The organism is Pelagerythrobacter sp. Soil_C_18 (assembly GCF_057657235.1).
Genome location: NZ_JBDGIU010000005.1, coordinates 229,428 through 256,271, shown reverse-complemented (window position 1 = coordinate 256,271; position 26,844 = coordinate 229,428). Strand labels below are relative to the sequence as shown.

The 26,844-nt window shown below is 61.1% G+C and carries 30 protein-coding genes; 17 read left to right on the top strand and 13 right to left on the bottom strand.

All coding sequences use genetic code 11. The annotated features are described in order from the left end of the window. Positions 1-279: 279 nt before the first annotated feature. A complete protein-coding gene (locus AC3A5N_RS12740; protein WP_487737693.1) occupies positions 280-1,935 on the bottom strand; it encodes a SulP family inorganic anion transporter in 1,656 nt (551 codons plus the stop codon). Continuing rightward, positions 1,932-2,198, bottom strand: a complete 267-nt coding sequence (locus tag AC3A5N_RS12735) for a helix-turn-helix domain-containing protein (RefSeq protein WP_487737692.1) — start codon at positions 2,196-2,198, stop codon at positions 1,932-1,934. Before AC3A5N_RS12735 ends, AC3A5N_RS12740 begins: the two co-directional genes overlap by 4 nt. Positions 2,199-2,371: 173 nt before the next feature. On the opposite strand from AC3A5N_RS12735, the gene AC3A5N_RS12730 reads away from it, so the two are divergent. The 3 genes from AC3A5N_RS12730 to AC3A5N_RS12720 all read left to right on the top strand — a co-directional run bounded on the left by AC3A5N_RS12730 (position 2,372) and on the right by AC3A5N_RS12720 (position 5,067). Next, a complete protein-coding gene (locus AC3A5N_RS12730; protein WP_487737705.1) occupies positions 2,372-2,779 on the top strand; it encodes a DUF983 domain-containing protein in 408 nt (135 codons plus the stop codon). Positions 2,780-3,190: 411 nt separating this feature from the next. Continuing rightward, the gene (locus AC3A5N_RS12725) at positions 3,191-3,766 is read left to right on the top strand and encodes a hypothetical protein (RefSeq protein ID WP_487737691.1); all 576 of its coding nucleotides are present in this window, start codon (positions 3,191-3,193) and stop codon (positions 3,764-3,766) included. Positions 3,767-4,128: 362 nt separating this feature from the next. Then, entirely contained in the window at positions 4,129-5,067 is a 939-nt protein-coding gene (locus tag AC3A5N_RS12720; protein ID WP_487737690.1) for a GGDEF domain-containing protein, read from the top strand. Between the two features lie 36 nt (positions 5,068-5,103). Here AC3A5N_RS12720 and AC3A5N_RS12715 read toward each other — a convergent pair whose 3' ends face one another. The 6 genes from AC3A5N_RS12715 to AC3A5N_RS12690 form a co-directional block, all read right to left on the bottom strand. Beyond that, a complete protein-coding gene (locus AC3A5N_RS12715) occupies positions 5,104-5,478 on the bottom strand; it encodes a hypothetical protein (RefSeq protein ID WP_487737689.1) in 375 nt (124 codons plus the stop codon). Positions 5,479-5,774: 296 nt separating this feature from the next. Continuing rightward, the gene (locus AC3A5N_RS12710; protein WP_487737688.1) at positions 5,775-6,251 is read right to left on the bottom strand and encodes a hypothetical protein; all 477 of its coding nucleotides are present in this window, start codon (positions 6,249-6,251) and stop codon (positions 5,775-5,777) included. After that, positions 6,244-6,744 (bottom strand): group III truncated hemoglobin, encoded by a 501-nt coding sequence (locus AC3A5N_RS12705; RefSeq protein ID WP_487737687.1) that lies wholly within the window; start codon positions 6,742-6,744, stop codon positions 6,244-6,246. Before AC3A5N_RS12705 ends, AC3A5N_RS12710 begins: the two co-directional genes overlap by 8 nt. Next, on the bottom strand, positions 6,741-7,085 hold the full coding sequence (locus tag AC3A5N_RS12700) for a TehB family protein (protein WP_487737686.1): 345 nt from the start codon (positions 7,083-7,085) through the stop codon (positions 6,741-6,743). Before AC3A5N_RS12700 ends, AC3A5N_RS12705 begins: the two co-directional genes overlap by 4 nt. A 1-nt stretch (position 7,086) precedes the next feature. Continuing rightward, positions 7,087-7,446: a response regulator gene (locus AC3A5N_RS12695; protein ID WP_487737685.1), complete on the bottom strand. Its 360-nt coding sequence runs from the start codon at positions 7,444-7,446 to the stop codon at positions 7,087-7,089. A 28-nt stretch (positions 7,447-7,474) separates the two neighbouring features. Then, positions 7,475-8,164, bottom strand: a complete 690-nt coding sequence (locus tag AC3A5N_RS12690; protein ID WP_487737684.1) for an alternative oxidase — start codon at positions 8,162-8,164, stop codon at positions 7,475-7,477. A gap of 420 nt (positions 8,165-8,584) precedes the next feature. Between AC3A5N_RS12690 and AC3A5N_RS12685 the strand changes: the two genes are divergently transcribed. From AC3A5N_RS12685 to AC3A5N_RS12665, 5 genes are all read left to right on the top strand, one after another. Beyond that, positions 8,585-9,793, top strand: coding sequence for a sensor histidine kinase (locus AC3A5N_RS12685; RefSeq protein ID WP_487737683.1), 1,209 nt, complete (start codon positions 8,585-8,587; stop codon positions 9,791-9,793). Next, positions 9,783-10,406 (top strand): response regulator FixJ, encoded by a 624-nt coding sequence (gene fixJ / locus AC3A5N_RS12680; protein ID WP_487737682.1) that lies wholly within the window; start codon positions 9,783-9,785, stop codon positions 10,404-10,406. The genes AC3A5N_RS12685 and fixJ overlap by 11 nt, the downstream gene beginning before the upstream one ends. A gap of 248 nt (positions 10,407-10,654) precedes the next feature. Next, complete coding sequence (locus tag AC3A5N_RS12675; protein WP_487737681.1) at positions 10,655-10,996, top strand: hypothetical protein; 342 nt, start codon at positions 10,655-10,657, stop codon at positions 10,994-10,996. A gap of 1,012 nt (positions 10,997-12,008) precedes the next feature. Then, the gene (locus AC3A5N_RS12670) at positions 12,009-12,266 is read left to right on the top strand and encodes a ribbon-helix-helix domain-containing protein (protein WP_487737680.1); all 258 of its coding nucleotides are present in this window, start codon (positions 12,009-12,011) and stop codon (positions 12,264-12,266) included. A 1-nt stretch (position 12,267) separates the two neighbouring features. Further along, positions 12,268-12,582 carry a type II toxin-antitoxin system RelE/ParE family toxin gene (locus tag AC3A5N_RS12665; RefSeq protein WP_487737679.1) on the top strand — a complete coding sequence of 105 codons (315 nt, stop codon included), beginning with the start codon at positions 12,268-12,270 and terminating at the stop codon, positions 12,580-12,582. A 353-nt stretch (positions 12,583-12,935) separates the two neighbouring features. On the opposite strand, the gene AC3A5N_RS12660 is transcribed toward AC3A5N_RS12665, so the two are convergent. Further along, positions 12,936-14,720: a hypothetical protein gene (locus AC3A5N_RS12660; RefSeq protein ID WP_487737678.1), complete on the bottom strand. Its 1,785-nt coding sequence runs from the start codon at positions 14,718-14,720 to the stop codon at positions 12,936-12,938. A gap of 483 nt (positions 14,721-15,203) precedes the next feature. On the opposite strand from AC3A5N_RS12660, the gene AC3A5N_RS12655 reads away from it, so the two are divergent. From AC3A5N_RS12655 to AC3A5N_RS12625, 7 genes are all read left to right on the top strand, one after another. Continuing rightward, positions 15,204-16,025: a glutaminyl-peptide cyclotransferase gene (locus AC3A5N_RS12655; protein WP_487737677.1), complete on the top strand. Its 822-nt coding sequence runs from the start codon at positions 15,204-15,206 to the stop codon at positions 16,023-16,025. Positions 16,026-16,509: 484 nt separating this feature from the next. Continuing rightward, on the top strand, positions 16,510-17,232 hold the full coding sequence (locus tag AC3A5N_RS12650; RefSeq protein ID WP_487737676.1) for an alpha/beta hydrolase: 723 nt from the start codon (positions 16,510-16,512) through the stop codon (positions 17,230-17,232). A gap of 219 nt (positions 17,233-17,451) precedes the next feature. Further along, positions 17,452-17,811 carry a hypothetical protein gene (locus AC3A5N_RS12645; protein WP_487737675.1) on the top strand — a complete coding sequence of 120 codons (360 nt, stop codon included), beginning with the start codon at positions 17,452-17,454 and terminating at the stop codon, positions 17,809-17,811. A gap of 1,009 nt (positions 17,812-18,820) precedes the next feature. After that, the gene (locus AC3A5N_RS12640; protein WP_487737674.1) at positions 18,821-19,741 is read left to right on the top strand and encodes a nucleotidyltransferase and HEPN domain-containing protein; all 921 of its coding nucleotides are present in this window, start codon (positions 18,821-18,823) and stop codon (positions 19,739-19,741) included. A gap of 230 nt (positions 19,742-19,971) precedes the next feature. After that, entirely contained in the window at positions 19,972-20,463 is a 492-nt protein-coding gene (locus AC3A5N_RS12635; protein WP_487737673.1) for a hypothetical protein, read from the top strand. Continuing rightward, the gene (locus AC3A5N_RS12630) at positions 20,460-20,969 is read left to right on the top strand and encodes an RNA polymerase sigma factor (RefSeq protein ID WP_487737672.1); all 510 of its coding nucleotides are present in this window, start codon (positions 20,460-20,462) and stop codon (positions 20,967-20,969) included. Before AC3A5N_RS12635 ends, AC3A5N_RS12630 begins: the two co-directional genes overlap by 4 nt. Before the next feature lie 294 nt (positions 20,970-21,263). Beyond that, entirely contained in the window at positions 21,264-21,587 is a 324-nt protein-coding gene (locus AC3A5N_RS12625) for a DUF736 domain-containing protein (RefSeq protein ID WP_487737671.1), read from the top strand. Positions 21,588-21,658: 71 nt separating this feature from the next. On the opposite strand, the gene AC3A5N_RS12620 is transcribed toward AC3A5N_RS12625, so the two are convergent. Further along, complete coding sequence (locus AC3A5N_RS12620; protein ID WP_487737670.1) at positions 21,659-22,144, bottom strand: Ros/MucR family transcriptional regulator; 486 nt, start codon at positions 22,142-22,144, stop codon at positions 21,659-21,661. 274 nt (positions 22,145-22,418) lie between these two features. Here AC3A5N_RS12620 and AC3A5N_RS12615 point away from each other — a divergent pair, with 274 nt between their 5' ends. Then, positions 22,419-22,775 carry a hypothetical protein gene (locus AC3A5N_RS12615; protein ID WP_487737669.1) on the top strand — a complete coding sequence of 119 codons (357 nt, stop codon included), beginning with the start codon at positions 22,419-22,421 and terminating at the stop codon, positions 22,773-22,775. 29 nt (positions 22,776-22,804) lie between these two features. Here the strand turns inward: AC3A5N_RS12615 and AC3A5N_RS12610 are convergent, their stop codons facing one another. The 3 genes from AC3A5N_RS12610 to AC3A5N_RS12600 form a co-directional block, all read right to left on the bottom strand. Further along, complete coding sequence (locus AC3A5N_RS12610) at positions 22,805-23,086, bottom strand: hypothetical protein (protein ID WP_487737668.1); 282 nt, start codon at positions 23,084-23,086, stop codon at positions 22,805-22,807. A gap of 64 nt (positions 23,087-23,150) precedes the next feature. After that, positions 23,151-23,381, bottom strand: coding sequence for a conjugal transfer protein TraD (locus AC3A5N_RS12605; protein ID WP_487737667.1), 231 nt, complete (start codon positions 23,379-23,381; stop codon positions 23,151-23,153). A 16-nt stretch (positions 23,382-23,397) separates the two neighbouring features. After that, a complete protein-coding gene (locus AC3A5N_RS12600) occupies positions 23,398-23,724 on the bottom strand; it encodes a conjugal transfer protein TraD (protein ID WP_487737666.1) in 327 nt (108 codons plus the stop codon). 173 nt (positions 23,725-23,897) lie between these two features. On the opposite strand from AC3A5N_RS12600, the gene traA reads away from it, so the two are divergent. After that, positions 23,898-26,843 (top strand): Ti-type conjugative transfer relaxase TraA, encoded by a 2,946-nt coding sequence (traA, locus tag AC3A5N_RS12595; RefSeq protein ID WP_487737665.1) that lies wholly within the window; start codon positions 23,898-23,900, stop codon positions 26,841-26,843. Position 26,844 lies beyond the last annotated feature (1 nt).

Here is a 26,844-nt window from a genome sequence, read left to right as displayed (position 1 = left end):
CGCGGGCGCTAGCTGCCCGCCAAATCAAACTGCGAGTTTCGCACCTGCCATCCAAACCGCTGGATATTTGAGTGGCCGCCCAAAACCTGCCTCTCCCCCGCCGACCCAGATTTGATCACAAACCAAGTGATTGACGTACGGCAGCTTTCAACATGTGAGTTTTAGATGAGGAACGCCCACTTTGTTGGCGGGTATCGTCGTCGGCTTTGCGCCCAAAAGTCGGACATTCGAGGCCTCCTTCCGTAGCTCCAAAAGCTGCCATTGAACTTCGTCGCGAGTTCAGATGGCCAGCTTGCGCGCCATTTCCTGAGCGGAAACGAAGTTCGGGGCGTGGTGCACCTCGTAAGTCTTCTGACCCAAGCCGAGGCGTTCGAGCACTGACATGGGTTGCGGCTGAACGCCGGACATCACGATGTCGACTCCTCCCATGCGGGCCTGCCTGACGAATTCCTCCAGCGCTCGTGCGCCGCTGGCATCGAGCAGCGGGACAAGCCGGAGCCGCAGAATAATGACCTTCGGTCGTTGGCCAAGCCGCCTGAAGGTGTCGAGCAACTCCCCGGCAACGCCGAAGAAGAACGGGCCGGTGATCCGGAACACCTCGATCCCATCGGGAAGATCCTCGCGCTGCGCCATATCCTCGCTGTCGAGGTCGGGATCGCGGGCGCCGCTCGTGTCCACGGCTACGCTTTCGGCCATGCGCGTCATAAACAGGAGCGAGGCGAGCGTCACGCCAACACCGATGGCGACGGTCAGGTCGACCAGCACTGTGAGGCCGAAAGTTATGAGCAGCACCGCGCGGTCCGAGTTGGGCATGCGCAGCAGCACGAAGAAGCGCTCGTACTCGCTCATGCCCCAGGCAACGAGAAACAGAATCGCGGCAAGCGCGGCCATCGGAACATAGGCCATCAGATCGGTGCCGAAGAGCACGAACAGGAGCAGGAAGACGGCGTGCATCATGCCCGCCACCGGCGAACGCCCGCCCGCCCTGATGTTGGTGGCCGTGCGCGCAATCGCACCTGTTGCAGGCAAGCCGCCGAACAGTGCCGAGCCAATATTGGCGACGCCCTGTCCGATCAGTTCCTGGTTCGAGCGATGCCGCGTGCCGACCATACCATCGGCGACAACCGCCGACAGCAGCGCCTCGATCCCCGCCAGGAAAGCAATCGTGAAGGCCGAAGGCAGGACCTCCTGCACCGTCACCAGCGTAATGTCGGGCAAACTCGGGGCGGGCAGACCGCGGGGAATATCGGGAAAGCGCGTGCCGATGGTATCGACCGGCAGACGCAGGAAGTGGACCACCAGCGCCGCCAGTATGATGGCAATGAGGAAGCCTGGCAGCTTCGGTGCGAAATTGCGCAGCGCGATGATTGCCGCCAGCGCGCCAGTGCCGACAGCGAAAGTTGCCGGATCGATCGTTTCGACGGCACCGAAATAGGCTGCCAATTTGGGCAGGAACTCGGCGGGCACCTCGGCCATGGTAAGGCCGAGGAAGTCCTTTACCTGGCTCGATACGATGATCACCGCGATCCCTGCGGTAAAGCCGGTGATGACCGGATGCGGCATGAACTTGATGAGCTGGCCCACGCGTAAGAGGCCTGCCGCAACGAGGATCAGCCCCGCGAGCAGCGTCGCCACCAACAACCCGTCATAGCCATGGATCGCGATGATATTGAAGATGACAACGACAAAGGCACCGGTCGGGCCGCCAACCTGGGTCCGCGACCCGCCGAGCACTGAGATCAGGAACCCGGCCACGACAGCCGTCACCAGGCCCTTGTCCGGCGAGGCCCCGCTGGCGATGGCCAGTGCCATCGAAAGCGGTAATGCGACGACGGCCACCGTCAGTCCGGCGAGCGCGTCGGCGCGGAAGTCGTCGAAGGAGTAGCCTTCGTGAAGAACGGTCAGCAGCTTGGGGGTAAGCGAATTCGCTGTCATTGGTCGCCGCTCGCGGCAGCCTCGCGAAGTCGGACGCCACGCCCCGCTCCGGTGCTGGGAGCGTTCTCGCCAATGAGTTCAATGCCCGCTGCCTCGAATGCTGAAACGACCTTGACCAGCGTGTCGATCACGCCGCGCACCTGGCCGTTGGACGCTTCCATGCGCTGGATCGTCGGCAAGGAGAGACCGGAAAGTTCGGCGAGCTGACGCTGGTCTATTCCAACCAGGGCGCGGGCAGCGCGCATTTGCTGGCTTGTTATCATCAATGCACCCTGATGTTTAAACCATCATATATAGCGCATAGATATTTATCTTTGCATCAATTAGAGCGCAAGTAACTTTCCAGCTAGACGGACGACACCGGCCCGTGCCCGATTTTATGTCAACCCTGATGGATCGCGCCTGCGAGGACGGTAGTCAGAACGACGCCGCAGAGATGTCCGCTCCGGTAGACGCCGCGCCTGATCTTCCTACCTCAGCCCCGCGCGCCATGCTTCGCGGTGCCAGAGGACGCTGTCCGCGCTGCGGCGAAAGGCGGTTGTTTGCGCGGTTCCTGAAACCTGTCGATTTATGCTCGCATTGCGGGCAGGACTGGTCATTGCAGCGGGCCGATGATTTTCCGGCCTATGTCTCGATCTTCATAACTGGGCACTTGATGGCCCCGATCATCATTGCGCTCGTAATCGCCGACGGTCTGTCAACCGCCTGGCTTGGTGGAGTAGTCGTCGCACTTAGCCTCGTCTTGCTGCTCACGATACTTCAGCCCGCCAAGGGCGCGATCATCGCGCTGCAATGGTGGTTCGGTATGCACGGGTTTGTTCGAGATGATCGAACGCCAGACTGATACGAATGCTCGGTCAGATGGAGATGGTCACGGGAGCGATAAAGCTCAGCAGTGTCACAGGCGGGAACCAAATTCCTTGTCGCTTTCCTCGCTTTCCAAGGCCCTCCAAAAGCAAGCCCACCAGTCTTTTGATCAACTTTGAGATGACGGGCCGCTTTGCGTCCTTCAACACCCTGAAACTGAAGGTCCGTTTCCGGCCCACAAAAAGCCGTTTCAGTTGCTAGAAAATGCGCTGAACCAATGACCGGTATCGGGAAGCCGATTTGGATCGCTGAATGACGGCTATGTCGGCGGTTCCGGTCAACTGATGGACCGCTGTGTTCAATGTCGGCTCGGCGTGTCGTTTATTCGGAAGAGGCCAGTCCACACGACAACATTGCAGACATTCGCCTAATGCACTTTAATCGATTGATGGACGCGCTCCCCGAATCCCCACCTTCTTACGAGCAGGCCATCGAGAAGAAGCTGATCGAGTGCGGCCTGTCCGCGCAAGGCCTTCAAGTGTCTTATCAGGATTACCTGCAATCCTATGAGGTGGTTATCGGCACCTCCGCGAATGCCGCCCCGTCGATGTTCCAGTGCATCCATGAGGCTGTGAGGCCCGACATTGTGACCTTCGATGATCAAGAGCTGAGCGGTCGGTATTACGCCTTCCTGGAGGAACTTTACCGCCCGGAAGCGTTGGCAAGAGCCGAGGCCGAACTTGGCAAGCGTGGACTTCTTCAAAGCTTCCCTAAGCGGGCAGACTTCGCAAGCGACGTCCTCTTTGCCGAGGCGTTGGAGGACCATTGTGGTTTGGCGAAAGGGGAGACGATCCGATCATTCCGTGGTGCACTTGCTTTTCAACCACCGCTCGAAGCAGTGCGCGACTTCAGCGCCTTTGCGGAGCGCTATTCGTGCATACTTTCTGCCATCCAGCTAGTGAATGCGACGGGCGAACTGGAGATCGCGTTCATAGGAAATGAATCTGCCGCCCCGAGTAAGTGACCCACAGAGCCCGTCCGCTCACCGCCCTTCTGCCGCTAAGCACGCCTTAGGTGCGAGCGATAGCCGCCATTTGTCGGCTGATGTTGCCGTGTGAACGTACGCCCGGTTTTGACGGGCCGACCTGAGGCTGGGAATGGCAGGAATGTCGGCGGCAGCTGCCCGCCTATGACTCGGCTCTGGAACGGCAGCTATCCGATGACCTCCGCCTGGAAGCTGCCAGGCGCCTAACGGCCCACTCGCGGTCGCTGTAGGCTCCAAACAGCTACTTCGCGCATGTTCGTAAACGCAGCGTTTACTCGGAGATGCCAAGACGTGGAAGTTGCCCCCTCTGAGTTGAGCGAGGTGCATCTAGAGCGGAGTCGATGAGACCGATACTAGCGAGGAAAGGCTTCGATGTCGGCTCGACCGTCTCTAATGACGACGGCCCGAACGCATTGGAGCTTTACGACCACGCCGCGTCACTCGTTCCGATGGGAGCGTGGACGTGCGATCTCGCAAGCGAGCGGCTTGCTTGGACCGCTGGCGTCTTCGACATCTTCGGCCTCTCGAGCCAGCAAGTCCTCGATCGCCAAGCCATTGTCGAAGTCTATGGTGAACAGTCCCGCGAACTGCTCGAACGGAAGCGATCGCAGGCGATCGAAACCTGTTCAGGCTTTTCGCTCGATGCCAACATCGTTCGGCCCGACGGCACTGAGCGCTGGATACGGATCACCGCAGCAACGCGAAGTTCCAATGGACGGGCCAAGGCGCTCTACGGAATGAAGCAGGACATCACCGAGGACCACGCACGGTGGGAAGTTCTGCGAACGCAGGCGGAATGCGACCCGCTCACTGGCGTGGCTAACCGCGCGCGCTTCCAGCGCTTCCTGGAACAGCCGGGCGAGGTGACAGCGCTTGACCGCGTGGGTGCGCTGATCCTGTTCGACATGGACGGATTTAAACAGATCAACGATTGGTGGGGTCACGCAGCGGGGGACGCATGTCTCGTCGCTTTCGGGAAGCGGCTTCGGAAGGCCTTCCCTCAGGCTCGCCTGGTCTCGCGGATCGGCGGCGATGAATTCGCAGTTCTGCTCCCGCCTGTCAGCTCGCGCAGCGAAACGGAGTTCGCAGTGCGTTCGTTGATCGGCGACCTTCTCTGCCCTGTACCGTGGAACGGCGATTTGCTGCCACTCGGCGTGTCAATCGGGCTCGCCTTCGCCTCGCAGGAGATCGAACTCGATCCGCAGAAGTTGTTCACCGCGGCCGATAGGGCGCTGTACAATGCCAAGGAGCATACCTCCACCCTCCTTGTCTGCACCTAAATCGCACTTCCGCAACGGAAACGGACAGATCAAGTCTTATTGGTTCAGGAGCGGACAGTCCGCCTCGGGCGAGCGGGCAGGCCGCTGCCAGATCCATCCTGGCGGATCGCTGGCGGGAAAGGATTGGTCCGATGCCTGGTCAACCTCGTCGTATAGCGACCGCCGTCCTTTCCTCGCCTGCCATTTGCGCTCGACGCGTGCGCGGACCTTTTGCGCGATGGCATTATGCAAGCTGGATCGCGAACCCTCTATCTGGTCCTCGATGTCGACCGCACACGCACAGATGTGTTCGTGAATCGCCTGTTCGATATGCTTTTCCTCCGGCTCGTTCGGTGCGGAATGTCGGAGCGCCAGAACCCGAACAGCGGCCGCCTCGATCGCTGCCGGGGTTAAACGGATCGTCGTATTCATGGGTCATTTTTCTCTCGGCCTTGGCGCTGCGCCCTCGTCCGGAGATTCACGAATGCGCACTGGGAATGTTCCCGCGCAAGTACGAGATGACTTCGCGGCCGTGGGCAACAGATTTCGCATCCCTTGCCACCAAGCCAGCATCCATCGCAGGAGCCGGGAAACCGTACCCAACGAGATGTCAGTCCTTGGTCTCGACCGGGGTGCGCAATTGCGCACGTCCAAGGGGCCTGGAGGCGCCAGTTCACCACAGTGTGGACAGATCATTGTCGGCTCCTTCGGCCGTCGAGGCACGATCCTTACATCACAATCGCGCCGACGACGCTGATCGCTATTCCAAAGAGCGCCACGGCTGCCGGGACGATGAGCACCTGACCATAGACCTCGCCGCGTGACAAAGGTCCGTAGGCGGTCTGCAGGACTGCGCCTCGACGATCCAGCGGGCTTCGCGGTTGTGACGGCGCGTGTTTCAGCATCACTCGCGCTGTGCCGAAGAACATCGTCACGTAGACCGCGGAGATGACGATCGCGAACGCCGCATGTGCCCCGCCGCTCGCCCCGAGCAACGCGAGAAGAAAGGTGGCGTAACAGGCGATCATCGCGCCCCATACGATCGCCGGTAACTCGAACATTCGCGATTCGGGTTGTTGCGGCGCCGCAAGCGCGCTGTTGTCGTTGGCCTCGAGCCCGGCGATGGGAGTCAGCACATCCGGCGGCGCATCGCGGAATTCCGGCAGCGGTGCCGCGGCTTGGGTGCGAAGAACGGCATCAGGCATGCGGTAGCTCCTTTCCTGCGCGCCCTCCGGCCAATCCGTCGCGGCGCATTGCAATGGCGGTCAGCAAGCTGTCGGCAATCATCCTCGCCCGGGCCCCGACGAGCTCCGTGGCGGCACGCTGACCTTCTGCTTCACGCAGTGTTTCGTAGAAGAGGTCGAGCCAATGCGAGAAATGCCGGAGTTCCAGGCCGGGAATCGCAAGGTGTTTGAGCATCGGATTGCCCGAGAACTCGCCGCTGTTGTGGAACACCGAGCGCCAGAACGCCTTCATTCGCGTCAGGTGTGCGGGCCAGTCGTTCACGCGATCGGCGAAAATCGGCCCAAGCAGGTCATCCTCGCGGATCTTGGCGTAGAACGTCTCGACGAGGTGATCGATGAACGGCGCGTCGACCCCGATGTCCTCAGCCGCCGCGCGCTTCTCGGCCCGCTTTTGCTGGGCGAAGGAGCGTGTGTCGAAGTCAGCCCCGTTCGAACGGGTGATGGTATTGGTCATGTGCCTCTCGCCTCATCGTTGTCCATCGGTTGCGCCGCGCTGGCTTGGCTCCGCGCGTGCAGGAACTCGACGTGGAACTGCACAGCGCCAACGGGCTCGACCCGGTGGAGGATCGCCGGCTCAACGATGCCGGGCTCGCTCTCAGGTGTGAGTATCCGTTCGGTTGAATTGCGGCGCGGATCGGTCACGAGATAGCGCAATGCCCCCTCCTCCACATGGATGAGACCCCAGACGCCGCTTTTGGTCGAATGATCGCCGAGAAGAGCCGCTGGCACGGTCGTTTCGGTAAAGGTCGCCGTGCGCTTGTATGGCTCCAGGCCTTCAGGCAGGTGAGCGGTCATATCATGCGGCCTTTCGTATTTCGAACGCGGCACGGATCGCGCTGCTGAGCTCGTCGCCCAGCAGCGGCTTTTCGATCAGTTCGGCGTCCATGGCGGCGATGCGTGTGCGAAGCCGGGTGGTCGGATTGGTCGCGAGGATGATGGCCGGCGCGTGGCATCTCTGCGTTCGCAGCGCTTCGAGCGCGGCAAGGCCGTCCCCGCAGTAGCGCTCGTCGATCACCAGCGCGGCAGTCACGAGGGGATCGATTTCCGCCGCATTCCATTCGGCGATTTCGAACCCCTCGATCGAGAGCGAGAAGCGCAACGCGGAGAGGACGGACTGGTCTTCGACCAGTAGCCGGATCACCGTTCGATCAACCATGTTCCGTCCTCCTCGCCGGCGGCCTCGATCAGGCCGCCTTCTTCCAGTTGGGTTCGAGGGTCACGTGCGGCGGGCACTCGGCGACCTGGCCAACCGGAAGGCCCGCGAGCTCGTTCGCAAAGCCGTGGTTGACGTCGCGGTGATGCGCTTCGTCGGCACGGACCACGAGCACCACGTCGCGCAGCATGGCATCCTCGGGAAGGCCCCAATAGCGCTTGGCGATGTCGGGGGCGGGGACGTTCTCGCTGCGCCCCTCGTCGATCTCGGCGAGGTAGTGCGTATAGCTGATCACGGCTTCTTCCTCGAAGTAGCCGACGACGCGGTGCGCGGTCTTCGAGCTGATCAGATAGAGAGCGAAGAAGAAGAGATAGAACACCCACTGCACACCGATGATGACGGTGCGCTCGAACCACGTGGGCTGCGACACCTCGATGAAGGTCATCAGGTGCATGCGCTCGTTCTCGGCTTCGTCCATGAGCGTCTTGATCCAGCCCTTGTCGTCGCACATGCGACGCAGGCACGCGAGATGGTTGATGGTCGCGCCGACCATGCCGGGCACGGCCGCCACGGTTTCGAGCACGACTGCACGGTGACCATAGCGCTCGGCAAAGAACGTATCGGCGCACCAGCGCAGCGCTTTGGTGAAGCCGAACGCAACCCGATCCGACAGTCCGCGGGGGTTGTGATGGACGCCGAGATCGATGAAGGGTGCAGTCATTGAAATTTCTCCGATTGCGGCGAATGTGGTTGGATTGCCGCTGGTGCCCTCCATCTATGGCGATGAACGGAAACGCGAAATTTGGATGATCCCCCTACCGCGAGCACCCTAAGGGCCTTACCGGAGGTGGCGCGCACGAGCTTCGTCAGCCGCTTCCTGCCGCGGCTTTCGTTTTCGATCGCGCTGCTGCTGGCACTGCTCGCGATCGGGGCGGGCATAGCGGTTCGCCTTCTGGCTGCCGATGAACTCGGCCAGCGCGCCACGTTCATCTTCTTCGTTCCCGGCGTGGTCGTCGCGAGCGCGCTTTCAGGCATTCGGGCAGGGGCTCTCGCCGTGGTAGCGGGCGCAACTGCCGGTCTCTGGTGCGACGGGTTGAGCGGACCGATTGAGAACGGAAGCCTGATTGCGGCGACGGCCTTCGTGCTCATCGGCATGGCTGTCGCTATCGGCGGCGAATGGTTCCAGCGCGCCCGGATCGAAACCGAAGCGGCGGCCATCGCGCTCGCACGGCGCGAAGCCCACCTGCAGTCGATCCTCGACACTGTGCCGGATGCAATGGTCGTAATCGACGAGGCCGGTATGATCCGCGATTTCAGTCCGGCAGCCGAGCGGATGTTCGGATGGCAGGCGACCGACGTAACCGGGCGGAACGTCAGCTTGCTGATGCCTAACCCCTATCGCAGCGCGCACGACGGCTATCTTGAGCGCTACTACCGAACCGGCGAAAAGCGGATCATCGGTAAGGGACGCGTAGTGGTCGGCGAACGAAAAGACGGTTCCACATTTCCGCTCGAACTGGCGGTGGGAGAGGTGCAGGCGGAAGGGCAACGTTTCTTCACCGGATTCATCCGAGATCTCACCGAGCGCCAGCAGGCCGAAGCACGGTTGCAGGAACTGCAAAGCGAACTGGTACATGTGTCGCGGCTCACTGCGCTCGGCGAAATGGCTTCGGCGCTCGCGCACGAAATCAATCAGCCGCTCTCGGCGATCGCCAATTATCTCAAGGGCAGCCGGATGCTGCTTGCGCGTGAGGAGATTCCGCACGAGCGCGTGGCGGAGGCGGTCGGTCGGGCGGCCGCCGAGGCGCTCCGGGCCGGCGATATCATCCGCCGGCTTCGCGACTTCGTGGCCCGTGGCGAAGCCGAACGCACGATCGAGAGCCTGCCGAAACTGGTAGAGGAAGCCAGTGCGCTTGCGCTCGTCGGAGCCAAGGAACATGGCATTCGCGTCCACTACGAGTTCAGCCCCGCGGTCGATCTGGTGCTGGCCGACAAGGTGCAGATCCAGCAGGTCGTGCTTAACCTGGTGCGAAACGCCGTCGACGCGATGGCGGATTCCGTTACCTCGCAGCGTAACCTGACGATCGCGATCGAACCGGCCGACGACGAAATGGCGCAGATATCGGTGACCGATACCGGCCCCGGCATCGATCCCGACGTCGCCGACCGGCTGTTTCAGCCCTTCATCACCACCAAGCGCACGGGTATGGGCGTGGGCCTGTCGATCTCGCGCACGATCGTCGAGGCGCATGGCGGGCATATCTGGGCTCGGCAAGCGTCCGGTGGCGGCGCGCAATTTGGCTTTACGCTGCAACGTGTCGAACGGGAGGAGCTGTATGATGGCGAGTAGTGCTTCGAACGACCCGATCGTCTACGTGGTCGATGACGATGAAAGCGCGCGGCACTCGCTCGAATTTCTTCTCGATGTCGCCGGTATCCGCGTGCGAGCGTTCGCCTCGGCTGATGCGTTCCTAAAGTCCTCGCCTCCGCTGGCCGGCGCATGCGTGGTAACCGACGTTCGCATGCCCGGCACGAGCGGCGTCGAACTCGCCGAGAAACTGCAACAGCGCGACGCGGCGGTGCCGGTCATCGTCATCACCGGGCATGCCGATGTGCCCTTGGCCATCCAGGCGATGAAGGCGGGCGCCGCGGACTTCATCGAAAAGCCTTTCGACGACGAGACCATGCTCGCGGCCATCCGCAAGGCACTAACCGATTGCACTGGCGCGGAGCAGATCAGGAACGAACGCCGCGAAGTCCTCGACCGTCTTGCGCTACTATCTGTACGCGAGCGCGAGGTCGTCGACGGTCTGGTGGAAGGCAAGGCAAACAAGGTGATTGCATTCGATCTCGATATCAGTCCGCGAACGGTCGAGGTCTATCGCGCCAATGCGATGATGAAGATGCAGGCGAGGACCCTCTCGGATCTCGTGCGTATGGTGACGATCGCGCGATTGGCCTAACGGGACAAATCAGCTTTCTCCGTTCTGACGCTGAAAGCGGAAGTCCGCCTTCCGGCCCAATCTGCGCCTTTCACTGGGCATGAACGTAAGGCAGGTTTCGGCGGGCTAATCCGGCCACCGAATGTCGGCTATGTCGGCGGTAGGAGCCCCAGCGCCAACGGTGTCCTCTTAGGGCCATTCCGCAACCGCTGCAGCCATTCCGGATACGACGCCATAGCGGACGTTGATCAGTTCGGTTAAGAGGCACAATGTTTTGGTGGGACTGGACCGCGAAGCAGAAGCTATTAACGATCGCAGCTATGCTGCTTATCGCTGCGACACCTTGGGTCGTACTCGGGTGGCTTCCCAGTGAAGCTGGCGCTTTCGTTGGCGGAACGGCGTTCCTGATGATTCCACAGTTGATGGGGTGGTTTCTCCTCGTTGGTCTCAGGACTGGTCGAATGCCAATGCCCTACGGCAGCGATGAGCATCGCGAGAGTTCTCCTGCCGCATTCTGGATAGTCGCGGCGGGGTATGCGGCCCTCTGTGCTTACTCGATTTGGATCATTCTCATGGTAGGAATGGATATTGCCATAAACGGTCTTCATTGACCGCTTACCACGACAATTCCGTTGCTGAGCGGACCACTGGCGGCTTTGACACCCGACATTTAGCAGGCAACTCGCGCCGATGAACGAAGGGCCGGTTTCGACGGCGCGATCTGAGCTTGGGAATGGCGGCAATTATCGGCGGCAGTTGCCAATGCCTGCCAGAAACCGCTTAAAGCCATATCGCTGCGGCGGGAGCCTTTCCGTTCACTATGACATTGCGGACGTTGTGGAATTCTGCATTCTTACACGATGCTCCGCATCTGGCGCCTATGTAGCCCCTTGACATGGAGGGTTCTGCGGCGAGCGACGCCGGCGCTTTTCGGAGCGGTCAAGCAGTTCGAACACCGCGAGTATGATCTTGCATTGCGTTCATTCGAGACCGTTCTTGAACACCTACCTAAGCCTGATCCCTCCTACTTGGCGTTCCACGCCTATCTTTTGCTTTTAACCGGATCGGCCTCGACAGCGCAGGCATGGGAGCACGTTGCCCAATCGGCAGAAGGAGATGAAGGTCTGGCTTCCCGACATGTGGCGGCAGTTGCGAATTACTATCTCGCCACCTTTGAGGGCTCACCTGAAGCATTTCAGCATTGGAGACAGGCCGCCGAGTTACGGCCCTCGCGCGGACTAGCGGCATATATTCAACTGCCAGAAATAGCGTTGGTGACCTGAACTACGGATGTCCGTTTCCCTAGCAATCCCGCCGATGGGCGCGCTCCAGGCGCCGCCTGAGCCCCGCAATTGGCAACCCGATGCTTCGATGTTCGTGCCGCGGGTTTCGACGGAACAATCTGAGCCAGCGAAAGGCCGCTTTGTTGGCGCGAGCCGACATGCCCGCCGTGCATGGGAACGGCGTCAGTTCGCGAGCTGCCGCTCGATCCGCGCGAAGTGCGGTGCCATGCGCTCGGGACTCGTCCGACCGCGGCTGCACGGTTGAACGACTGATCGACAGTTCACCTCGCCTCGTGCGAAGCGGCTTGCACGTCCACATCCTTCCACTATATTGAGACACATGAACAAGCCCATGACTCTCAATGTTCGTATCGGCGGCGCGCTGGGTGATTTCGTTGCCACCAATGTCGGCGACCAAGGTGCCTATGAGAATGTCAGCGAATATGTCCGCGACCTGATCCGCCGCGACAAGGAGCGAACCGAAGTCGAGCAGTTCGATCGGCTCAAGGTCGAGTTGACCCGGGCCTTCGCCGCGCCTCAATCTAGCTATGCACCACTCGATGCGGACGCAGTGATCGCGCGCAACCATCGAGGCTGACATGACCGGCTTCACGGTCTCGGCGATCGCCGGGCAACGCCTCGACGAGATCTACGTCTATACCCGCGACACCTGGGGCGAGGCGCAGGCGGAAACCTACGTGCGGGAGCTCTTCGCGTGCTTCGACCGTATCGCGCGCCGCGATCAGCTCTGGCGCGCGGTGCCGGCCGAGTTCGGTGTGGATGGCTTCTACTGCCGGCACGCGCATCATTACATCTATTGGCGCCAGTTTACCGATGGCACAGTCGGCATCGTGACGCTCCTGCACGAGCGGATGCACCAGATGGATCGCTTCCGCGAAGACAGCGCGCCCTGATCAACCGCTCGGGGATATGATCGAGGGGCCTTCCGGATCGTCTGCCACGTCGGTCGATCGTGGTCGTCAACGCGACTCGTGAATGTAGGGCAGCTTATGAGGATGCCGTTTGCCGCCTCGAACGACGGCTATGTCGGCGGTGATCGACCGAGGCTTTCGGCGCACCCGAATGTCAGGTTTCTCAATTTCTGCGCCTGAAACCTGACAGGCAGGAGAGGGCCCGAGAGATGCCGCTGGCCGTGCGCCTCGAAAGCTGCTGGGTTCAACCATGACACTTCACATGAACGGGATTGCGCCCGCACGTGTACTCAAGATCGATCAGTCCGTCCTTCTCCGCGGAGCTCGCAACCAGGTCATTTCCCCACCAGGTTGAACGCCTTCTGATAGACAAGCTTGACTACGAGGTCGTCGTCTTCCTCCACTCCAAGAGCGTCACGTTGGCCAAAAGCCCAGTCTACCTTGAAGCCGATTGCTGATGTCTTGGCTAGATCTGTGAACGCAAGGACCGGGAGAGCGATCAGCCATGGGTGGTTGAACGCACGATCCTTGTCGTTCCAGCTGACCTTGGGAGAAGCGATTAGGTCAATATCGCCCCATATGGGAAACGCCGAGCGCGCCTCTAGGGCCCAGGTCTCCACTTCCGCTGAGGTCGGCGCTGCGCCGTAGAACCGCTTGCAAGCAGAGGTCGAGAATGGCTCACTGATGTCGAGGGGCGGGCAGAAAAGCGGCTTTTCGTAGCCCTGTGCATATCCCAGCGTCGTGGCGATGGTGTAGGAGGGGATTAACGAAATCCCCAGTTTTGCATCGGCCTTTGTAAGCCGCACAAACGCATAGGGCGAGATTGAGGCGACCCAGGACGAGGATCGCAAGAACGCCGCCTCTTTGAAGACTTTGTCGTTGAAATCGCTGTTGAAGAATGTCGTGAAGCGCTCTGGCAGCAGATAATTATACGAAGAGCGAGCGATCTCGACATTGACCCCGCCGCCGAACCGAGGGATCGACGAACGACCGCCGAAATAGAGCGAGTCCGCTTGATCGGCGAGGGTCTTGTTCAACCGCTCTCCGTTGGGACCAAGCGCATAGACCCAGCTGGTGAGCGACTCTCCTACACAGCTTGAGGTGCGAACAGGCTTCGACAGCTGCTGGTCAGCGAGGCAAGCAACGCGCGCCGCGCTGCTCAATGCGGCGCCGCGCTTGTCCCAGTCCGACTTCCGTTCCGCGGAAAAGAAGTTAGCGAACAGGGATGCAGTGAGCGCAGCTTTGTTGTCGATTTGATCGAATTTTTCGACTGAGGTGTCCCGGTTGAAAAGGGTGCCTTCGCCTGCCTTCAGGCCGATGCTGCTTCCAAAGCTTACCGCACGCTGCACAAAAGGATCGTCAGCATCGCTGCTGACGCTGTAGCTGCGAATCTTGGTCTCCTGAGAGAAAGTCAATGAGACGCTTCCGCCCGACTCACTTCCCGAGAGGACCGCGCTGAAACCTGGCGGATTGAGTACGCTGCCGGGGACTTTAATCTCGCCCCCAGGAATCACGCTCGCCGACTGGCGCATCGCTTGAACCGCGCATTTGCTAACGTCGAGGGTAACCTGAGGCTGCTCGATCATGCTGCTGCAGCCGGCGGGTGTGGCTACACGTTCAGGATCGACCTCTCGTGAAACTGGAGAGGATGTCGAGTTCAGTGCCAAGCTGGCATAGCGAAATGCCCCTGCACTCACGGTGGCGAGTGCCTTCTTGAAGTCTGTCCGCTGTTTTGATCGCTCTTCTACAAGCAATTCTTCGTAAGCTCTGATAGCCGGATCCTGTGCTGCATCTCGCCGCTTCTCGGCAGCAGCAAGCTCTTTCTCCAAATTTTGAAGCTGAGCCGTCCGCTTCGACAAGTCCTTCAAAGCGCTCAGAGCATTTGCGGTGACCGTTAGATCCTCGGCGAGTGAAGCGACGCGGGGATCGCTAGGAGCGAGCCTTGCTTTTTCAGCCGAGATGACTCTTTCCCGTTCCGCCACGAGCGCCAAGCAGGGCCCAAAGTCATCTTGTGGATTCGTACAGGCCGAGAGGCTTTCGCTGGATTCCTCCTGTGCAGAGGCTGCGGAGCCAAGTGCACTCAGTGCCAGCAAAGCCGGCAAACTCACCGCTGCCCTCATGGCATTTCCCCCCTGCTGCCAAGAATAGATCAATCATCGCGAAGTGCTGGTCAGCGTCAAGCGATTTCGTATCGCAGGAAAAGGGATAGAACGGAGAAAGTTAGCAACTGTTAGCAATGAGTTTGTAATGCCCCGCGTTGCGGATGCTTAATGAGCTCAATGCGGCTCAATGGCCGCCGGACACTCTTGCAGCGGCAGCTAATCGTACTTCTCGCGCCGAGAGCTGCCGGGTCTCCTATCGGCCCAGAATAAGCCGTTTCAGTTGCTAGAAAATGCGATGAACGAATGACCGGTATCGGGAAGCCGGTTTGGATCGCTGAATGTCGTCTTTGTTCGCGGCATCGGTCTATCGGCCCTCATTCTACCGGAATGGCAGCAGTCCGAAGACCGGGACTGAAATTTGCCTGTCCGGACACGACGCAAGCTTGCCGTTTAGGCCGCGCCGCCGCAAGCTAGGAGCGGTCGTTCGAAGGAAGGGCTTCCATGATAACACGCAGTGTTCTCTTTGCTGCGGTTCTGGCCGCCACATCCGCCACATCAGCAATGCTGAATGCGGCCGGCCCTGCCCTTATAAGTGAGGCGCAGGTCAACCAACCGACGGTATACGATGCGCAAGTGGTCGCGCGCTATCCACACGATCCTGATGCCTTTACACAAGGCCTTCTGTGGCATGAAGGCGTCCTTTACGAAAGCACCGGCAGGACTGGACGTTCGGAAATACGGAAGGTTGATCCCGCTACTGGCGAGGTGCTCGCACGTCGCGTGATCCCCAAAACCCAATTCGGCGAAGGCTTGGCGCTCTGGCAGGGCGAGCTCATCAGCCTCACTTGGCAAGACGGGACTATACATCGCTGGCGATTGAGCGATCTTGCCCCGGTCCGCAGCGACAAGGGCTATCCTTTCGAAGGTTGGGGTCTAGCCCGAATGGGTGATGCGCTGATCGCGTCCGACGGCAGCAGCACGCTGCGGGTGCTCGATCCAGACCACTACGCCGTCCTCCGGACGATCCCCGTGACAATCAACGGTCGGCCACTTCGGATGCTAAATGAACTAGAGGTCATCGATGGCCTCGTTTTTGCTAACGTATGGATGACCAGATTCATCGTCGGGATCGATCCCCGGAGCGGAGCCGTGCGGCAGCTGGTCGACCTCCGTGCGCTCCACGAACAAGGCATGACAGACAGCGATGCTGTACTGAATGGCATTGCTTGGGCTGCCAAGGAGCGGCGATTGTTCGTAACTGGCAAGTTGTGGCCATGGTTGTACGAGATACGCCTCGTCGAACGTGAGAAAAGTGATGGCTAAGTGCTGACACCATTCGATCTGACTCGTTTGGGCCAGCAGTCACTCAAACTTCCGCAAAGCTGACCACCCTCAAGCCATCTAAAACCCGGTCCACCGACTGGGGCGAAGCTAACCCTGATACGGACTGGCAGCACACGATGTCATTGCGGATGGACAGCCGATTCCGAGTTGCCTGCAAACAGATGTCCGTTAGCTTGGCATTATGCTTCCTCGATCAGTTTTTTTCGCGTCAGTCGTGCTTGGGGTGGGCGCCTGTTCTGCAGGCAATGCCAGCAAAAGCGAGGAACCATCGAACCAGTTGGAGAAAGTCGAGCGGCTGGGGGTCTGGCAACCCGGACCTGGGGGCACTCAGGTGCCGCTATGGCCGGACGATCACGAACTCTTGCTGCCGGATAGCGGCGATTATCCTGAGCACACGGGAAATGGCAGTTCGCTCGTTGCAGGGCAGCCTTGGCACTGGGCTAGCTATGTCACTCGCCCAACAATGACCATCTACCGGCCGAAGGAAAACGACACCGGCACAACCATGGTCGTGCTGCCGGGTGGCGGGTTTGCGGCTGTGGCGATGGATATAGAGGGCACCGAGATTTGCGATTGGGTGGTGCAAGAAGGCATGACGTGCGTCCTCCTGAAATATCGGGTGCCGCAGGAATGGCCGATGGACGAGAAAAGCGGCCACCGCCGGCGACCCGACGTGTTGCTGGCCTTGCAGGACGCGCAGCGGGCGATGGGCCTGCTGCGCCAATCGGCTTCGAGCTATGGGATCGATCCGGATAAGATCGGCGTAATCGGGTTCTCGGCAGGCGCATATCTCGCTGCGAACATGAGCAATGTAGAAGAGCGTACTTACACACCGGTCGATAAAGCCGACCGGCAATCTGCGGTGCCCGATTTCGCGATCATCGCCTATACCGCGCGGCTTTGGGACGAAAGCAATGCAAAAACCGATCTGAGCCTAGCGCCATGGGTTGAGATCAGTTCGAAAGCGCCCCCGACGTTTTTGATCCACGCAATGGACGATCCGATCGACAATATTAGCCATCCAATCGCTTACGCCTTGGCGCTGAAGGAAGCGGGAGTTCCCGTGGACATGCGTATATATGCAGAGGGCGGGCATGCTTTCGGACTGCGACCGACGCACAATCCGATAACGACGCAATGGCCCGGCCAAGTGGTGCAGTGGCTACAAAATATTGGCGCGCTGTGACGGTGTGAAGGTCCGCATTCCGTTCCATCTCAGCTGAACTCGCAAGTCCGCTTGCCACCCAAACTGGCGCCTGCCAAGCTGCCTGCCGCCCATCTTAATACCTGCCATTTGACGGTCGGCTGGCCTGCATGAATGGACGACCGGTTTTGACGGGTTGATCTTAGCCTAGGAACGGCAACAATTATCGGCGATAGGGGTGCTGCAACATCACGCAGGCAGATGGCCGATCAGGCAATTCTGCAGCTGCAGTGGCCTTTCAGCTCCGACCCAACCACGGACATTCGGTTGCGCTGGCGTGAAGGGCGCAATATTCCTGCCAGGATGAAGAAGCTTGGGTTCGGCTTTGCGGAAGTAGCGCTGCTCTTCGCTGCGCTCGTCTTCACGTTGCCCTATATACCATCGCATGAGATGGAGCGCCTGCCACTCTTCCCGGCAGCAGCATTCGCCGTCGTTCTTTTCGCCGGAAGCCGGGCGCTAAGATGGCGGCATCGCTACATCATCGCCACCGCTGAAACAGCGGCGTTCGCCCTATTCGTGTGGGTCTCTAATGAAGCTTCGAACGTCCTCTACGCGTCATAACGGCATTTGACGCGGAACGGCTACTTCCCACTCATTGTCCGATGCTTCCGCATGAACGTATGGCGGGTTTCACGGAACGGTTCAACGCCGATAGTGGCAGCTCCGTCCGCGTTGGCGGAAGGGCAAATTTCGGCGATCTAGCTACCAAAAGGCAGAGGGTCGGCATCCGCCTGAGGCGCTCGCCTGGTCCCGGCGTGAGCTGTTAAGGCCATTTTTATGGCATCTGGCTATTTTCGTAGGTTCGGGCCGCTTGTCGCGCCGTTGCCTCTTTTGTGATGCGCAGGTGCGACCGAGCTCCGCGCCACATGCAAGGAAAAACAACTGCCTATACTCGCTAGCCCCGCTCTGCTCATCGCTGCTCTGACCGGCGCTTTCACGCCCGCAGCCACGATCAGCGCTGCCGACGATTCACCGGAGCCCCGCACGATCGAACTGGAGGGGCGGTGCGAATACAAGCGAGCGGCCGAGAAGGTGGGTCCCGACACCGGCTTTGCCGTGTGCAATTCCGTTGCCATCTCGCGGCGGGGGGCGAATAGCGCGATTGACTTTCGCCGGTCTTCGGGTGGATCGCAGTTCCGCTATGAAGGGCGGCTTACGGCAATATAATGACGATCGCACGGCTCCAGATAAGAGGGCGTGCCGCACAGGACGCCAGCGGAGAATGCACCATCTTCTACCGCGGCGATACAATCTCCACCGTCACCTGCATTGCCAAGTTGGGTTGGAAAACCTTCGCCGCGAATTTTGTGGCGTCCGGGCCCCAGCCATAATTTAAGCGTCCTTCTGAGTGCGCCTAGGAATCGACAGACGTCCGCATTTGCTACCGCCGATCTGATGCAGACGTCTGGTGGAAGCGGACCAGCATGTGATGGCGTCTTGGAAGGTGCGATCCGCCACGAGATCCAAGCAAGGCGCATTGTTCGCATAGCTGCGACGATTTATCGTTGTCCCCAAGTGACCGCGATAACCCTTGCCATGATACGGTGATTGCTCGAAGATTCACCGAACCATGCGCACCGATCTCGATCATCTTCCAGCCGCCAAGCAGCGCGAGCTTGAGCGCATCGTCGAGATCATCTTCGATGAGTTTGGCGCCGCGACCGAGAACGCGACCGGCCCGCGCAAGGGCGCGCGCATTCTCAAGATCATCCTTTTCGGCAGCCATGCACGCGGCGACTGGGTCGATGCGCCGATGTCCGCCAACCAGTACAAGAGCGACTACGATATTCTGGTCATCGTCAGTCAGAAGGAGATGACTGACCGCGCGGCCTATTGGGCGAAAGCCGAGGAGCGGCTGATCCGCGCCTACACGATCGAGAAGACACTGCGCACGCCGGTCAACTTCATCGTGCATTGCCTGCACGAGGTTAACGATGGTCTCGCGCATGGGCGTGTGTTCTTCATGGAAGTCGCGAAGGACGGGATCGCGCTCTACGAAGCTGACGACCGCGAACTCGCCACGCCCAAGCCAAAGACGCCGCAGGAGGCGCTGGAAGCGGCGAGCGAGTATTTCGAGGATGGCTTTCCTTCAGCCATGAAGCGCTTCGAAATCGCCAAGTTCGACATGGACCGTGGTTTCATGAAAGACGCAGCGTTCGACCTGCATCAGACCGTTGAACGCCTCTACGCCTGCCTCCTCCTGACACTGACCTTCTACACGCCCTACAACCACAATATCGCTTTCCTGCGCTCACTCGCGGAAGGGCTGGACCGGCGGCTCCACGGTGTTTGGCCGGAAGAAAGCCGCCGCGAGCGGGCGATGTTCCAGAAGCTGAAGGAAGCCTACACCAAGGCCCGCTACTCCAAGCACTACAAGATCAGCGAGGAAGAGCTGACCTGGCTCGGCGAGCGCGTCGAGGAACTGGGCCGCGTGGTCCACGAGGTCTGCTCCGAACGGATCGCCGCCCTGGAAGCCGCCGTGCGCGAATAGCGCCGCAGAGCCAGCAAGCCCCTGCCAGCTTGCCGGGATTCACCTATTCTGGCATAGTTCCGCCACGAGATGGAACACTGGCGGCCATCTCGAGGATAGTCCTTGCCAGGCATCAAGTAGGTCCGGCCGCCAAGGTCGGACGGTTGCTGTAAGTCCGCACCGCGGCACACAGCGGACACCGCTTGCACATCCGCGCAGCTAAGCGCGGACCGCCGGTGTGCGAGCTTTTCATGCTTATCCCAACTCCAAGCGACGTTTACGCGCGCGAAGTCGTGATGGCGCGCGTCGCCCATCTCGTCCGCCGCAAGCAGCAGGAGATCGAGCGGATTATCCGCATCCTGCGCGCCTGCTTCGAGCCGGCCCAAGTCCAGGCGCCTGAGCCAGGCGAGATCCGGCAGATTATCCTGATCGGCCCCTACGCGCGGCGGTCCTGGTTTGAAGACCAGAACACGATCGCGTTCTCCGACTACGAGCTCTGGATCGTCGTCAACCATCCGCTGTTCACCGACGAGCGCTGCTGGCGGCGCGCGCAGACCATCATCGAGCGCGAGCTGGGCAGCCGCTGTGCGGTTGGGCTCGAGATCTACTCCGAAGCCGACATTCGCATCGCCGAGGCCGAGCGCGACACGTTCATCCTCGATCGGATCGAAGCCGGGATCACCCTCTACCGCAGTTCGCGCGATGCGCCGCTCGACATGCGTGAGCGGAGGGTCCGGCCATGACCGGGACGAATTCCAGCGCCGCGTTCGACGCATTCTATCGTGCCGAGCATAAGCGGATGCTTCGCTATTTCCGAAAGAGAGCTGGCCCGGATGCTGCACCCGATCTGATGCAGGAGGCTTTCACGCGGTTTCTTCGCAGTGGCGCATTCGAGCGGGTCGAATTTCCTGGGGCCTATCTGACCCGAACTGCTCGCAATCTCCTGATCGAGCGGGCGCGCCGGAAGATGCGGCAGCCGGCAATCTTCCATTCGTTCGATGAGGAACGCGATGCCTCGGCCCGACCTGAACAGACATGGCGGATCGAGGCCGCGGATGTACGGCGCGCCTACTGGCGAGCGCTACGCGCCATGCCGTGCAGGACCCGCCATATATTCCTGCTCCATCGGCTGCGACATCTGACCTACAAGCAAATCGCGCAGCACCTCGGCGTCAGCAACAAGGCGGTGAAATACCACATGGAGCGTGCCCTGGCCCGATGCCGCAGAGCGATTGCCGTGCAGCGATGACGGCCATCTCGATCGGAACGAGCTGGTGGTAAGGGGATGATTCTCCTGCTGTCACGCGAACCACGCCCGTCTCGTCGGGCCATGACCTACGGCCGGTCGAAGCCCTGCAAAAACCATCGCCAGCGAGATTCTTCCCCGCCGCATACATGTGGCTCCTCGCGAGACAAGAATCTCGCCGTCTCCGGTCCTCCGCTGACGCTGCGGCCCTTCGGTTCCAGCCCTTCTTGTCCCGGCCATTTCGGTCGGCCCATCGACAGGGAACGGGTCCCGGTCGACAGACAAGGAGAAAGCATCATGCCTGCCATCGGATATGTCACCGCCCAGGACAACGGCACCTTCAAGGGACAGCTGAAGACCATCAGCATCCGCGAGGACATCACCATCGCTGCCAACCCTCGCAAGACCAGCGACATCCAGCCCGACTACCGGGTCTATGTCGGCGACGTCGAGATCGGCGCCGGTTGGAACCGCCGTTCCGAAGCGAGCGGACGCACGTACGTCTCGCTCAGCTTTGCAGCCCCTGAGTTCGGGCCGCGCCGGCTCTACGCCAATCTGGTCCAGGCCGCTGGCGAGAAGCGCGACGACCGGTTCGCCATCCTCTGGAATCCGGCGGATTGAACGGGCGACTCCCGCGGCGCCTCGGTGCCGCGGGAGCTTTGCTTCATAGATGATCTTCCGCGGTGCGGCGCTTACGCAGTCTTGGCTTTGCGGGCGCGTCCTTTTGCCGGGCTAGCCTTGGTCGCAGATCTGGCGGCCCTGCCCTTCTGACCGAGACCAATTTTCTTCGCCATCTCCCGGCGCTTCGCTGAGTAAGTCTCCGACACCATCGGGTAGTCGGGCTTGAGATTGTAGCGCTGGCGATACTCCTCGGGCGTAAGGCCATGCGTCGACAGATGCCGCCGCAGCGTCTTATACGGCTTGCCGTCGATCATCGAGATGATGTGGTCTTTGGAAGCGAGAGATTTGCGCACCGAGACCGCCCGCGTGAACTCTTCTGCTTCCTGTTCATCGCCGGATGTTTCCGTTCCGCTGCCAAGCTCGGTCACCGTCTGATGGATCGAGCGCAGGAATGCCGGGACTTCGTCTGCTGTGACCTGGTTGTTCTGGTTGCCGAGCCAGGCAATCGTGATCTCGGTCGCAAGCTCGACAGCGTTCAGTTCGTTCTCTTCAGGCATTCATCGCTCCCTGTTCGGCGGCCTTTCCAGTAGCATGTACAACGCACGGGACGCATAAAGTTCATTCCAGTATCGGATAGAAATCTAGCTCTGCGCATCATTGAAAGCGCGTTCCACCCAAAAATACACATGGCTATTGAGCAGGAGCTTGTTTGCACCGCTGGCAGAACATCTCATTAGCGCGGGAGCTTGATCTGTCTTCGCGAGCAGCGGTGCCGCCTCGGAACGAGCCGCATGGTGCATGTGTTCTCGTCATACATAACGGAGGACAGTGGTGGCGCTCGAGGACGATCTCTATACCATCGAAGAAGGGTTCTGGCTCGCGGGCGAGGATCATTTCCTCGCGCACGTCGACGAGCAATGCCTGCTGGTCTTTCCGCAGGCAGGCGAGATGCACGGAGTCCATTCGCGCGAGGATGTCGCGGCGACAGCGACGCCTTCGAACAGGTGGCGGAACCTCGAGATCTCGCACCGCCAGTTCCTTCAAGTGTCCGACGATGTGGTCATCATCAGCTACCGCGCCGATGTCACCCGCGCTGACAGTGAGCCCTACGCAGCTCTGATCGGTTCGACCTATGTGCGCCGAGGGCAAGATTGGAAGCTAGCGGCGCATCAGCACTCGCCTGTTTGACCGCGACTTCGACCGGAGCGCCGGGGCGCTCAACCTCGCTCAAATCCATACTGTTCATGAGCGTTGCCGCTGCCCACTACTAGCTGCCATGTTCGCTGGCTCGGGTCTGTGCAATCGAACCAGCCGCCCGGTGACAGCGCCTCCAAGGCGGCCGTATCGGACGCTGCAATCAGGATGGTGGAAGGCTCGACCAAACTCCCCGCTTCACGGAACATTGCATATGTCGGATCCTCAGCGGCGAAGGCGACCGCGGCAAAGTCGTTCTGGAACAGCAGCCACTCGTGAGGCTGCATCATCTTCGCCCGCAGCATGAAGATTTCCTCTCTTCATTCTTGAGTCGGCTAATTCAGGCTCTTCGGCCTGGACAGCGCGCTCTCAAGAACGCTTCGGCGATGAGTTTGTCCCAACAGCGTCGAACGCTCTCTTACCGCGTCGCCGCCACAGCAGCATCGCCTGCTCGCCGTTCTCGCTCCGCAGCGTTCCTGCCGTCTCCACGAGGAGACCGAAGATCACCGCCCGATCATCATCGGTGAGCTCGATGAGACCCGCCTTGGCAACAAGTCCGCCCAGTTCGATCAACTGCCGCGTGCGCTCGCGCCGCTTCACTTGCCACGCGCGCGTGTCATGCCGCGCTCGCCTGGCCAGCAACCGGTTGCGCATCGTCTGCGTTCGCCGCTTTGCCGCTGACGCCGCGACCAACGCTGCGCGTAGCTTTGCGGGTCGTGCGTTGAAAGAACGCCGCCCCCGCCTGCCGCCAGCCCTCCTTCATACTCGCATCGTCGTTCGCCGCCGCGCCGAGCAATGCGCCGGCAAGAATCTCGGCATCGAGTGCATCGGCACCCGTTGCGATGACAAGCTCGCCCAGCTGGCGAACGCGGCGTTCCTTGAGCGCCTTCGCCTTGGCCTCAAGCGCCTGCAGTTCCGAATCGATATCACGCGGTTTGCGCATCGTGCATCTCCTTGTAGCTGGTGATGCACTCATCTTAGGGCTGCGCGTTGCCCGGCGCAGCAAGGTGGTCGGGACGGGTTGAAACCGCCCAGTCCCTCCCCGGAATTTTTCGGGAGAGGGCGCGCTTATACGTCGTGCCGACGTGCGCTTTGGCGTGTAACTGGAATGCCGCCATGGCGATCTTCCACTTTTCGGCCAAAGTCATTTCCCGCAGCGCTGGGCGCAGCGCTGTGGCTGCCGCGGCCTATCGTTCGGCCGAGCGGCTGCACGACGCGCGGCTCGACCGGGCGCACGACTTCACCAACAAGACAGGCGTGGTGCATTCCGAAGTGCTGCTGCCTGAGCATGCGCCCGATGAATGGCGGATGCGCGAACGGCTGTGGAACGATGTCGAAGCAGCAGAACTGCGCAAGGACGCACAGTTGGCGCGCGAGGTCGAGTTCGCCATTCCGCGCGAGATGACCGAGCAGCAAGGCATCGACCTTGCCCGCGATTTTGTGCAGGCCGAGTTCGTCGAGGCCGGGATGATCGCCGATCTCAATGTCCACCGGGACATCGGTGAAGACGGCGAGCCCAAACCCCACGCACATGTGATGCTGACCATGCGCGAGATCGTTGCCGACGAGGACGGAAACGCCGGCTTCGGTGCGAAGGTTCGCGACTGGAACCGCACTGAGCTTATCGAACACTGGCGCGAAGCCTGGGCCGATCATGTCAACACCCGCCTCGCCGAACTCGATATCGACGCGCGGATCGATCATCGCAGTCTCCAAGCACAGGGGATCGATCTCGAACCGCAGGACAAGATCGGGCCCGCCGCCTCGCGTATGGAGGGTCGCGACGGCGCGCTCGAGATCGAACGGATCGAGCAGCACCGCGCGATCGCCCGCGCCAACGGGGAACGGATTATCGTCAACCCCGCGCTGGCGCTCGATGCAATTACGCACCAGCAAGCTACGTTTACGAATCGCGATCTGGCGATGTTCGTCCATCGCCACAGCGATGGGAAAGACCAGTTCGATGCGGTGCTGGGCGCGGTGCGCGCATCGCCCGAGTTGGTCGCACTCGGTCAGGATGGCCGCGGGCAGGACCGGTTTACCTCGCGCGCGATGCTGGAGTGCGAGGATCGGTTGGAGCGGGCTACGGACAAGCTATCGATGCGGCGGCATCATGGTCTCCCGGCGAAAACGATCGAACGTGCGATCGCTTCCGCCGGGAGTAACGGCCTCGTTCTATGGGGGGAACAGGGGGCCGCTCTCGAGCGCATACTGACAGGTCCCGACCTTGCCAACATCACCGGCTATGCCGGGACCGGCAAATCCGCCGTGCTGGGCATTGCGCGCGATGGATGGGAGCGCGCCGGCTACCGCGTGCGCGGTGCGGCTCTGTCAGGCATTGCTGCCGAAGGTCTGGAGAACGGCTCGGGCATCGCTTCGCGCACGATCGCCAGTCTCGAACATCAGTGGGCGCACGACAGAGATCTTCTCACCAATCGCGATATCCTCGTGATCGATGAAGCCGGGATGGTCGGCACACGGCAGATGGAGCGGGTCATCTGCGAAGCCGAGACCCGCGGCGCCAAGATCGTGCTGGTCGGAGATGTGGAGCAGCTGCAGGCCATCGAAGCCGGCGCTGCGTTCCGCGCGATTGCCGAGCGCCATGGCAGCGCGGAGATCACCGAGGTGCGCCGGCAGCGCGAAGACTGGCAGTGCGAGGCCACGCGGCATCTCGCCACCGGCAGAACCGGTGAAGCGATCGGCGCATATGCGGAACGGGGTATGGTTCATGTCGCTGAGACGCGCGAGACCGCACGTAGCGCGCTGATCGATCGTTGGGATCGCGACCGGCGGGCGGATCCGGATGCCAGCCGGATCATCCTTACCCATACCAATGACGAAGTGCGCGCGCTCAACGACGCGGCGCGCGGGCGCATGCGCGATGCCGATGAGCTGGGCGAGGACGTACACCTGACAGTCGAGCGCGGCGGTCGCGACTTTGCAGCTGGTGACCGGATTATGTTCCTGCGCAATGAGCGCAGCCTGGGGGTAAAGAACGGGACGCTCGGAACGGTCGAGCGGGTCAGCCAACGCACCATGGCGGTGCGCACCGATGACGGGCGCTCGGTGATGTTCGACCCCAAAGAATATCGCGATCTCGATCATGGTTATGCCGCCACGATCCATAAGGCGCAGGGCATGACCGTCGACCGCGCCCATGTGCTCGCGACACCGGGGATGGATCGGCATGGCGCCTATGTTGCCCTGTCGCGGCATCGCGACGGGGTGCAGCTTCACTATGGCAAGGACGACTTCCGGGATCGCTTGCGGCTTGTCCGCATGCTGTCGCGCGAGCGGGGCAAGGACATGGCGGGCGATTACCGCCGGGGTGATCTGAGGCGCGATCCCTCCGTCTCACTCAGGGAGGCTTTTGCCGAGCGGCGCGGAATTGCTTTCCGTGACCAGGTTGTCGAAACCGTTCGCAAAGTGCCGGAGAAGGCGCGGAGTGTTTTTGCGGACTTCCGGCCCAAACCGCGGGCGCTGGAGGCGTCACCGTCGACGCCAGCGCGAGCGTCAGACACACGCCGTGCGGTTGAGCACTATGCGCGGGCGCGCGATGATATCCACCGCATGCGCGAACAGAAGTTGCCGGTGTTGCCGCATCAGCGCGACGCGTTGGTACAGGCACGGAGCGCGCTCGATGCGATCGGACCGCATACCCGTATCGATCTGGAATCCGCCTTTGAACGCCATCCCGAGCTTGTCCGCCCGGCTGCACAGGGCGAGAGCCGGGATACGATCCGCGCCATGCAGCGCGAAGCACAGGTCCGCGCCGATCCGGTCCAGCGTGCCGATCGCTTTGCGGAGGACTGGCAGCGGCTTCACCAGCAGCGCGATCAGCTTGCCGACCGCGGCGAGCATCGCGCTGCGCGCGCCCTTTCCGATCGGATGGGCGCGATGGCCAAGAGTCTTGAGCGCGATGCGCAGGTGGAATCGATCCTGCGTGGCCGCAGGCTTGCGCTCGGGATCGGCAATGACCCGGCTCGCTCGATCGCACGGGAACTGGCGGGGATCGCTCAGTTCGATCGCGGCCGGTCACGCGGCCTCGGGATCGGAATGTAGC

Coding starts and splice junctions, on each gene's coding strand:
- AC3A5N_RS12640 (WP_487737674.1), top strand. CDS start 18,821: ATGCGCACCGATCTCGATCATCTTCCAGCCGCCAAGCAGCGCGAGCTT.
- AC3A5N_RS12695 (WP_487737685.1), bottom strand. CDS start 7,446: ATGGTTGATCGAACGGTGATCCGGCTACTGGTCGAAGACCAGTCCGTC.
- AC3A5N_RS12655 (WP_487737677.1), top strand. CDS start 15,204: ATGATAACACGCAGTGTTCTCTTTGCTGCGGTTCTGGCCGCCACATCC.
- AC3A5N_RS12650 (WP_487737676.1), top strand. CDS start 16,510: ATGACCATCTACCGGCCGAAGGAAAACGACACCGGCACAACCATGGTC.
- AC3A5N_RS12670 (WP_487737680.1), top strand. CDS start 12,009: ATGAACAAGCCCATGACTCTCAATGTTCGTATCGGCGGCGCGCTGGGT.
- AC3A5N_RS12725 (WP_487737691.1), top strand. CDS start 3,191: ATGGACGCGCTCCCCGAATCCCCACCTTCTTACGAGCAGGCCATCGAG.
- traA (WP_487737665.1), top strand. CDS start 23,898: ATGGCGATCTTCCACTTTTCGGCCAAAGTCATTTCCCGCAGCGCTGGG.
- AC3A5N_RS12620 (WP_487737670.1), bottom strand. CDS start 22,144: ATGCCTGAAGAGAACGAACTGAACGCTGTCGAGCTTGCGACCGAGATC.
- AC3A5N_RS12730 (WP_487737705.1), top strand. CDS start 2,372: ATGTCCGCTCCGGTAGACGCCGCGCCTGATCTTCCTACCTCAGCCCCG.
- AC3A5N_RS12735 (WP_487737692.1), bottom strand. CDS start 2,198: ATGATAACAAGCCAGCAAATGCGCGCTGCCCGCGCCCTGGTTGGAATA.
- AC3A5N_RS12635 (WP_487737673.1), top strand. CDS start 19,972: ATGCTTATCCCAACTCCAAGCGACGTTTACGCGCGCGAAGTCGTGATG.
- AC3A5N_RS12630 (WP_487737672.1), top strand. CDS start 20,460: ATGACCGGGACGAATTCCAGCGCCGCGTTCGACGCATTCTATCGTGCC.
- AC3A5N_RS12600 (WP_487737666.1), bottom strand. CDS start 23,724: ATGCGCAAACCGCGTGATATCGATTCGGAACTGCAGGCGCTTGAGGCC.
- AC3A5N_RS12675 (WP_487737681.1), top strand. CDS start 10,655: ATGTTTTGGTGGGACTGGACCGCGAAGCAGAAGCTATTAACGATCGCA.
- AC3A5N_RS12715 (WP_487737689.1), bottom strand. CDS start 5,478: ATGAATACGACGATCCGTTTAACCCCGGCAGCGATCGAGGCGGCCGCT.
- AC3A5N_RS12645 (WP_487737675.1), top strand. CDS start 17,452: ATGGCCGATCAGGCAATTCTGCAGCTGCAGTGGCCTTTCAGCTCCGAC.
- AC3A5N_RS12660 (WP_487737678.1), bottom strand. CDS start 14,720: ATGAGGGCAGCGGTGAGTTTGCCGGCTTTGCTGGCACTGAGTGCACTT.
- AC3A5N_RS12665 (WP_487737679.1), top strand. CDS start 12,268: ATGACCGGCTTCACGGTCTCGGCGATCGCCGGGCAACGCCTCGACGAG.
- AC3A5N_RS12710 (WP_487737688.1), bottom strand. CDS start 6,251: ATGCCTGATGCCGTTCTTCGCACCCAAGCCGCGGCACCGCTGCCGGAA.
- AC3A5N_RS12700 (WP_487737686.1), bottom strand. CDS start 7,085: ATGACCGCTCACCTGCCTGAAGGCCTGGAGCCATACAAGCGCACGGCG.
- AC3A5N_RS12625 (WP_487737671.1), top strand. CDS start 21,264: ATGCCTGCCATCGGATATGTCACCGCCCAGGACAACGGCACCTTCAAG.
- AC3A5N_RS12705 (WP_487737687.1), bottom strand. CDS start 6,744: ATGACCAATACCATCACCCGTTCGAACGGGGCTGACTTCGACACACGC.
- fixJ (WP_487737682.1), top strand. CDS start 9,783: ATGGCGAGTAGTGCTTCGAACGACCCGATCGTCTACGTGGTCGATGAC.
- AC3A5N_RS12740 (WP_487737693.1), bottom strand. CDS start 1,935: ATGACAGCGAATTCGCTTACCCCCAAGCTGCTGACCGTTCTTCACGAA.
- AC3A5N_RS12610 (WP_487737668.1), bottom strand. CDS start 23,086: ATGCTGCGGGCGAAGATGATGCAGCCTCACGAGTGGCTGCTGTTCCAG.
- AC3A5N_RS12690 (WP_487737684.1), bottom strand. CDS start 8,164: ATGACTGCACCCTTCATCGATCTCGGCGTCCATCACAACCCCCGCGGA.
- AC3A5N_RS12720 (WP_487737690.1), top strand. CDS start 4,129: ATGAGACCGATACTAGCGAGGAAAGGCTTCGATGTCGGCTCGACCGTC.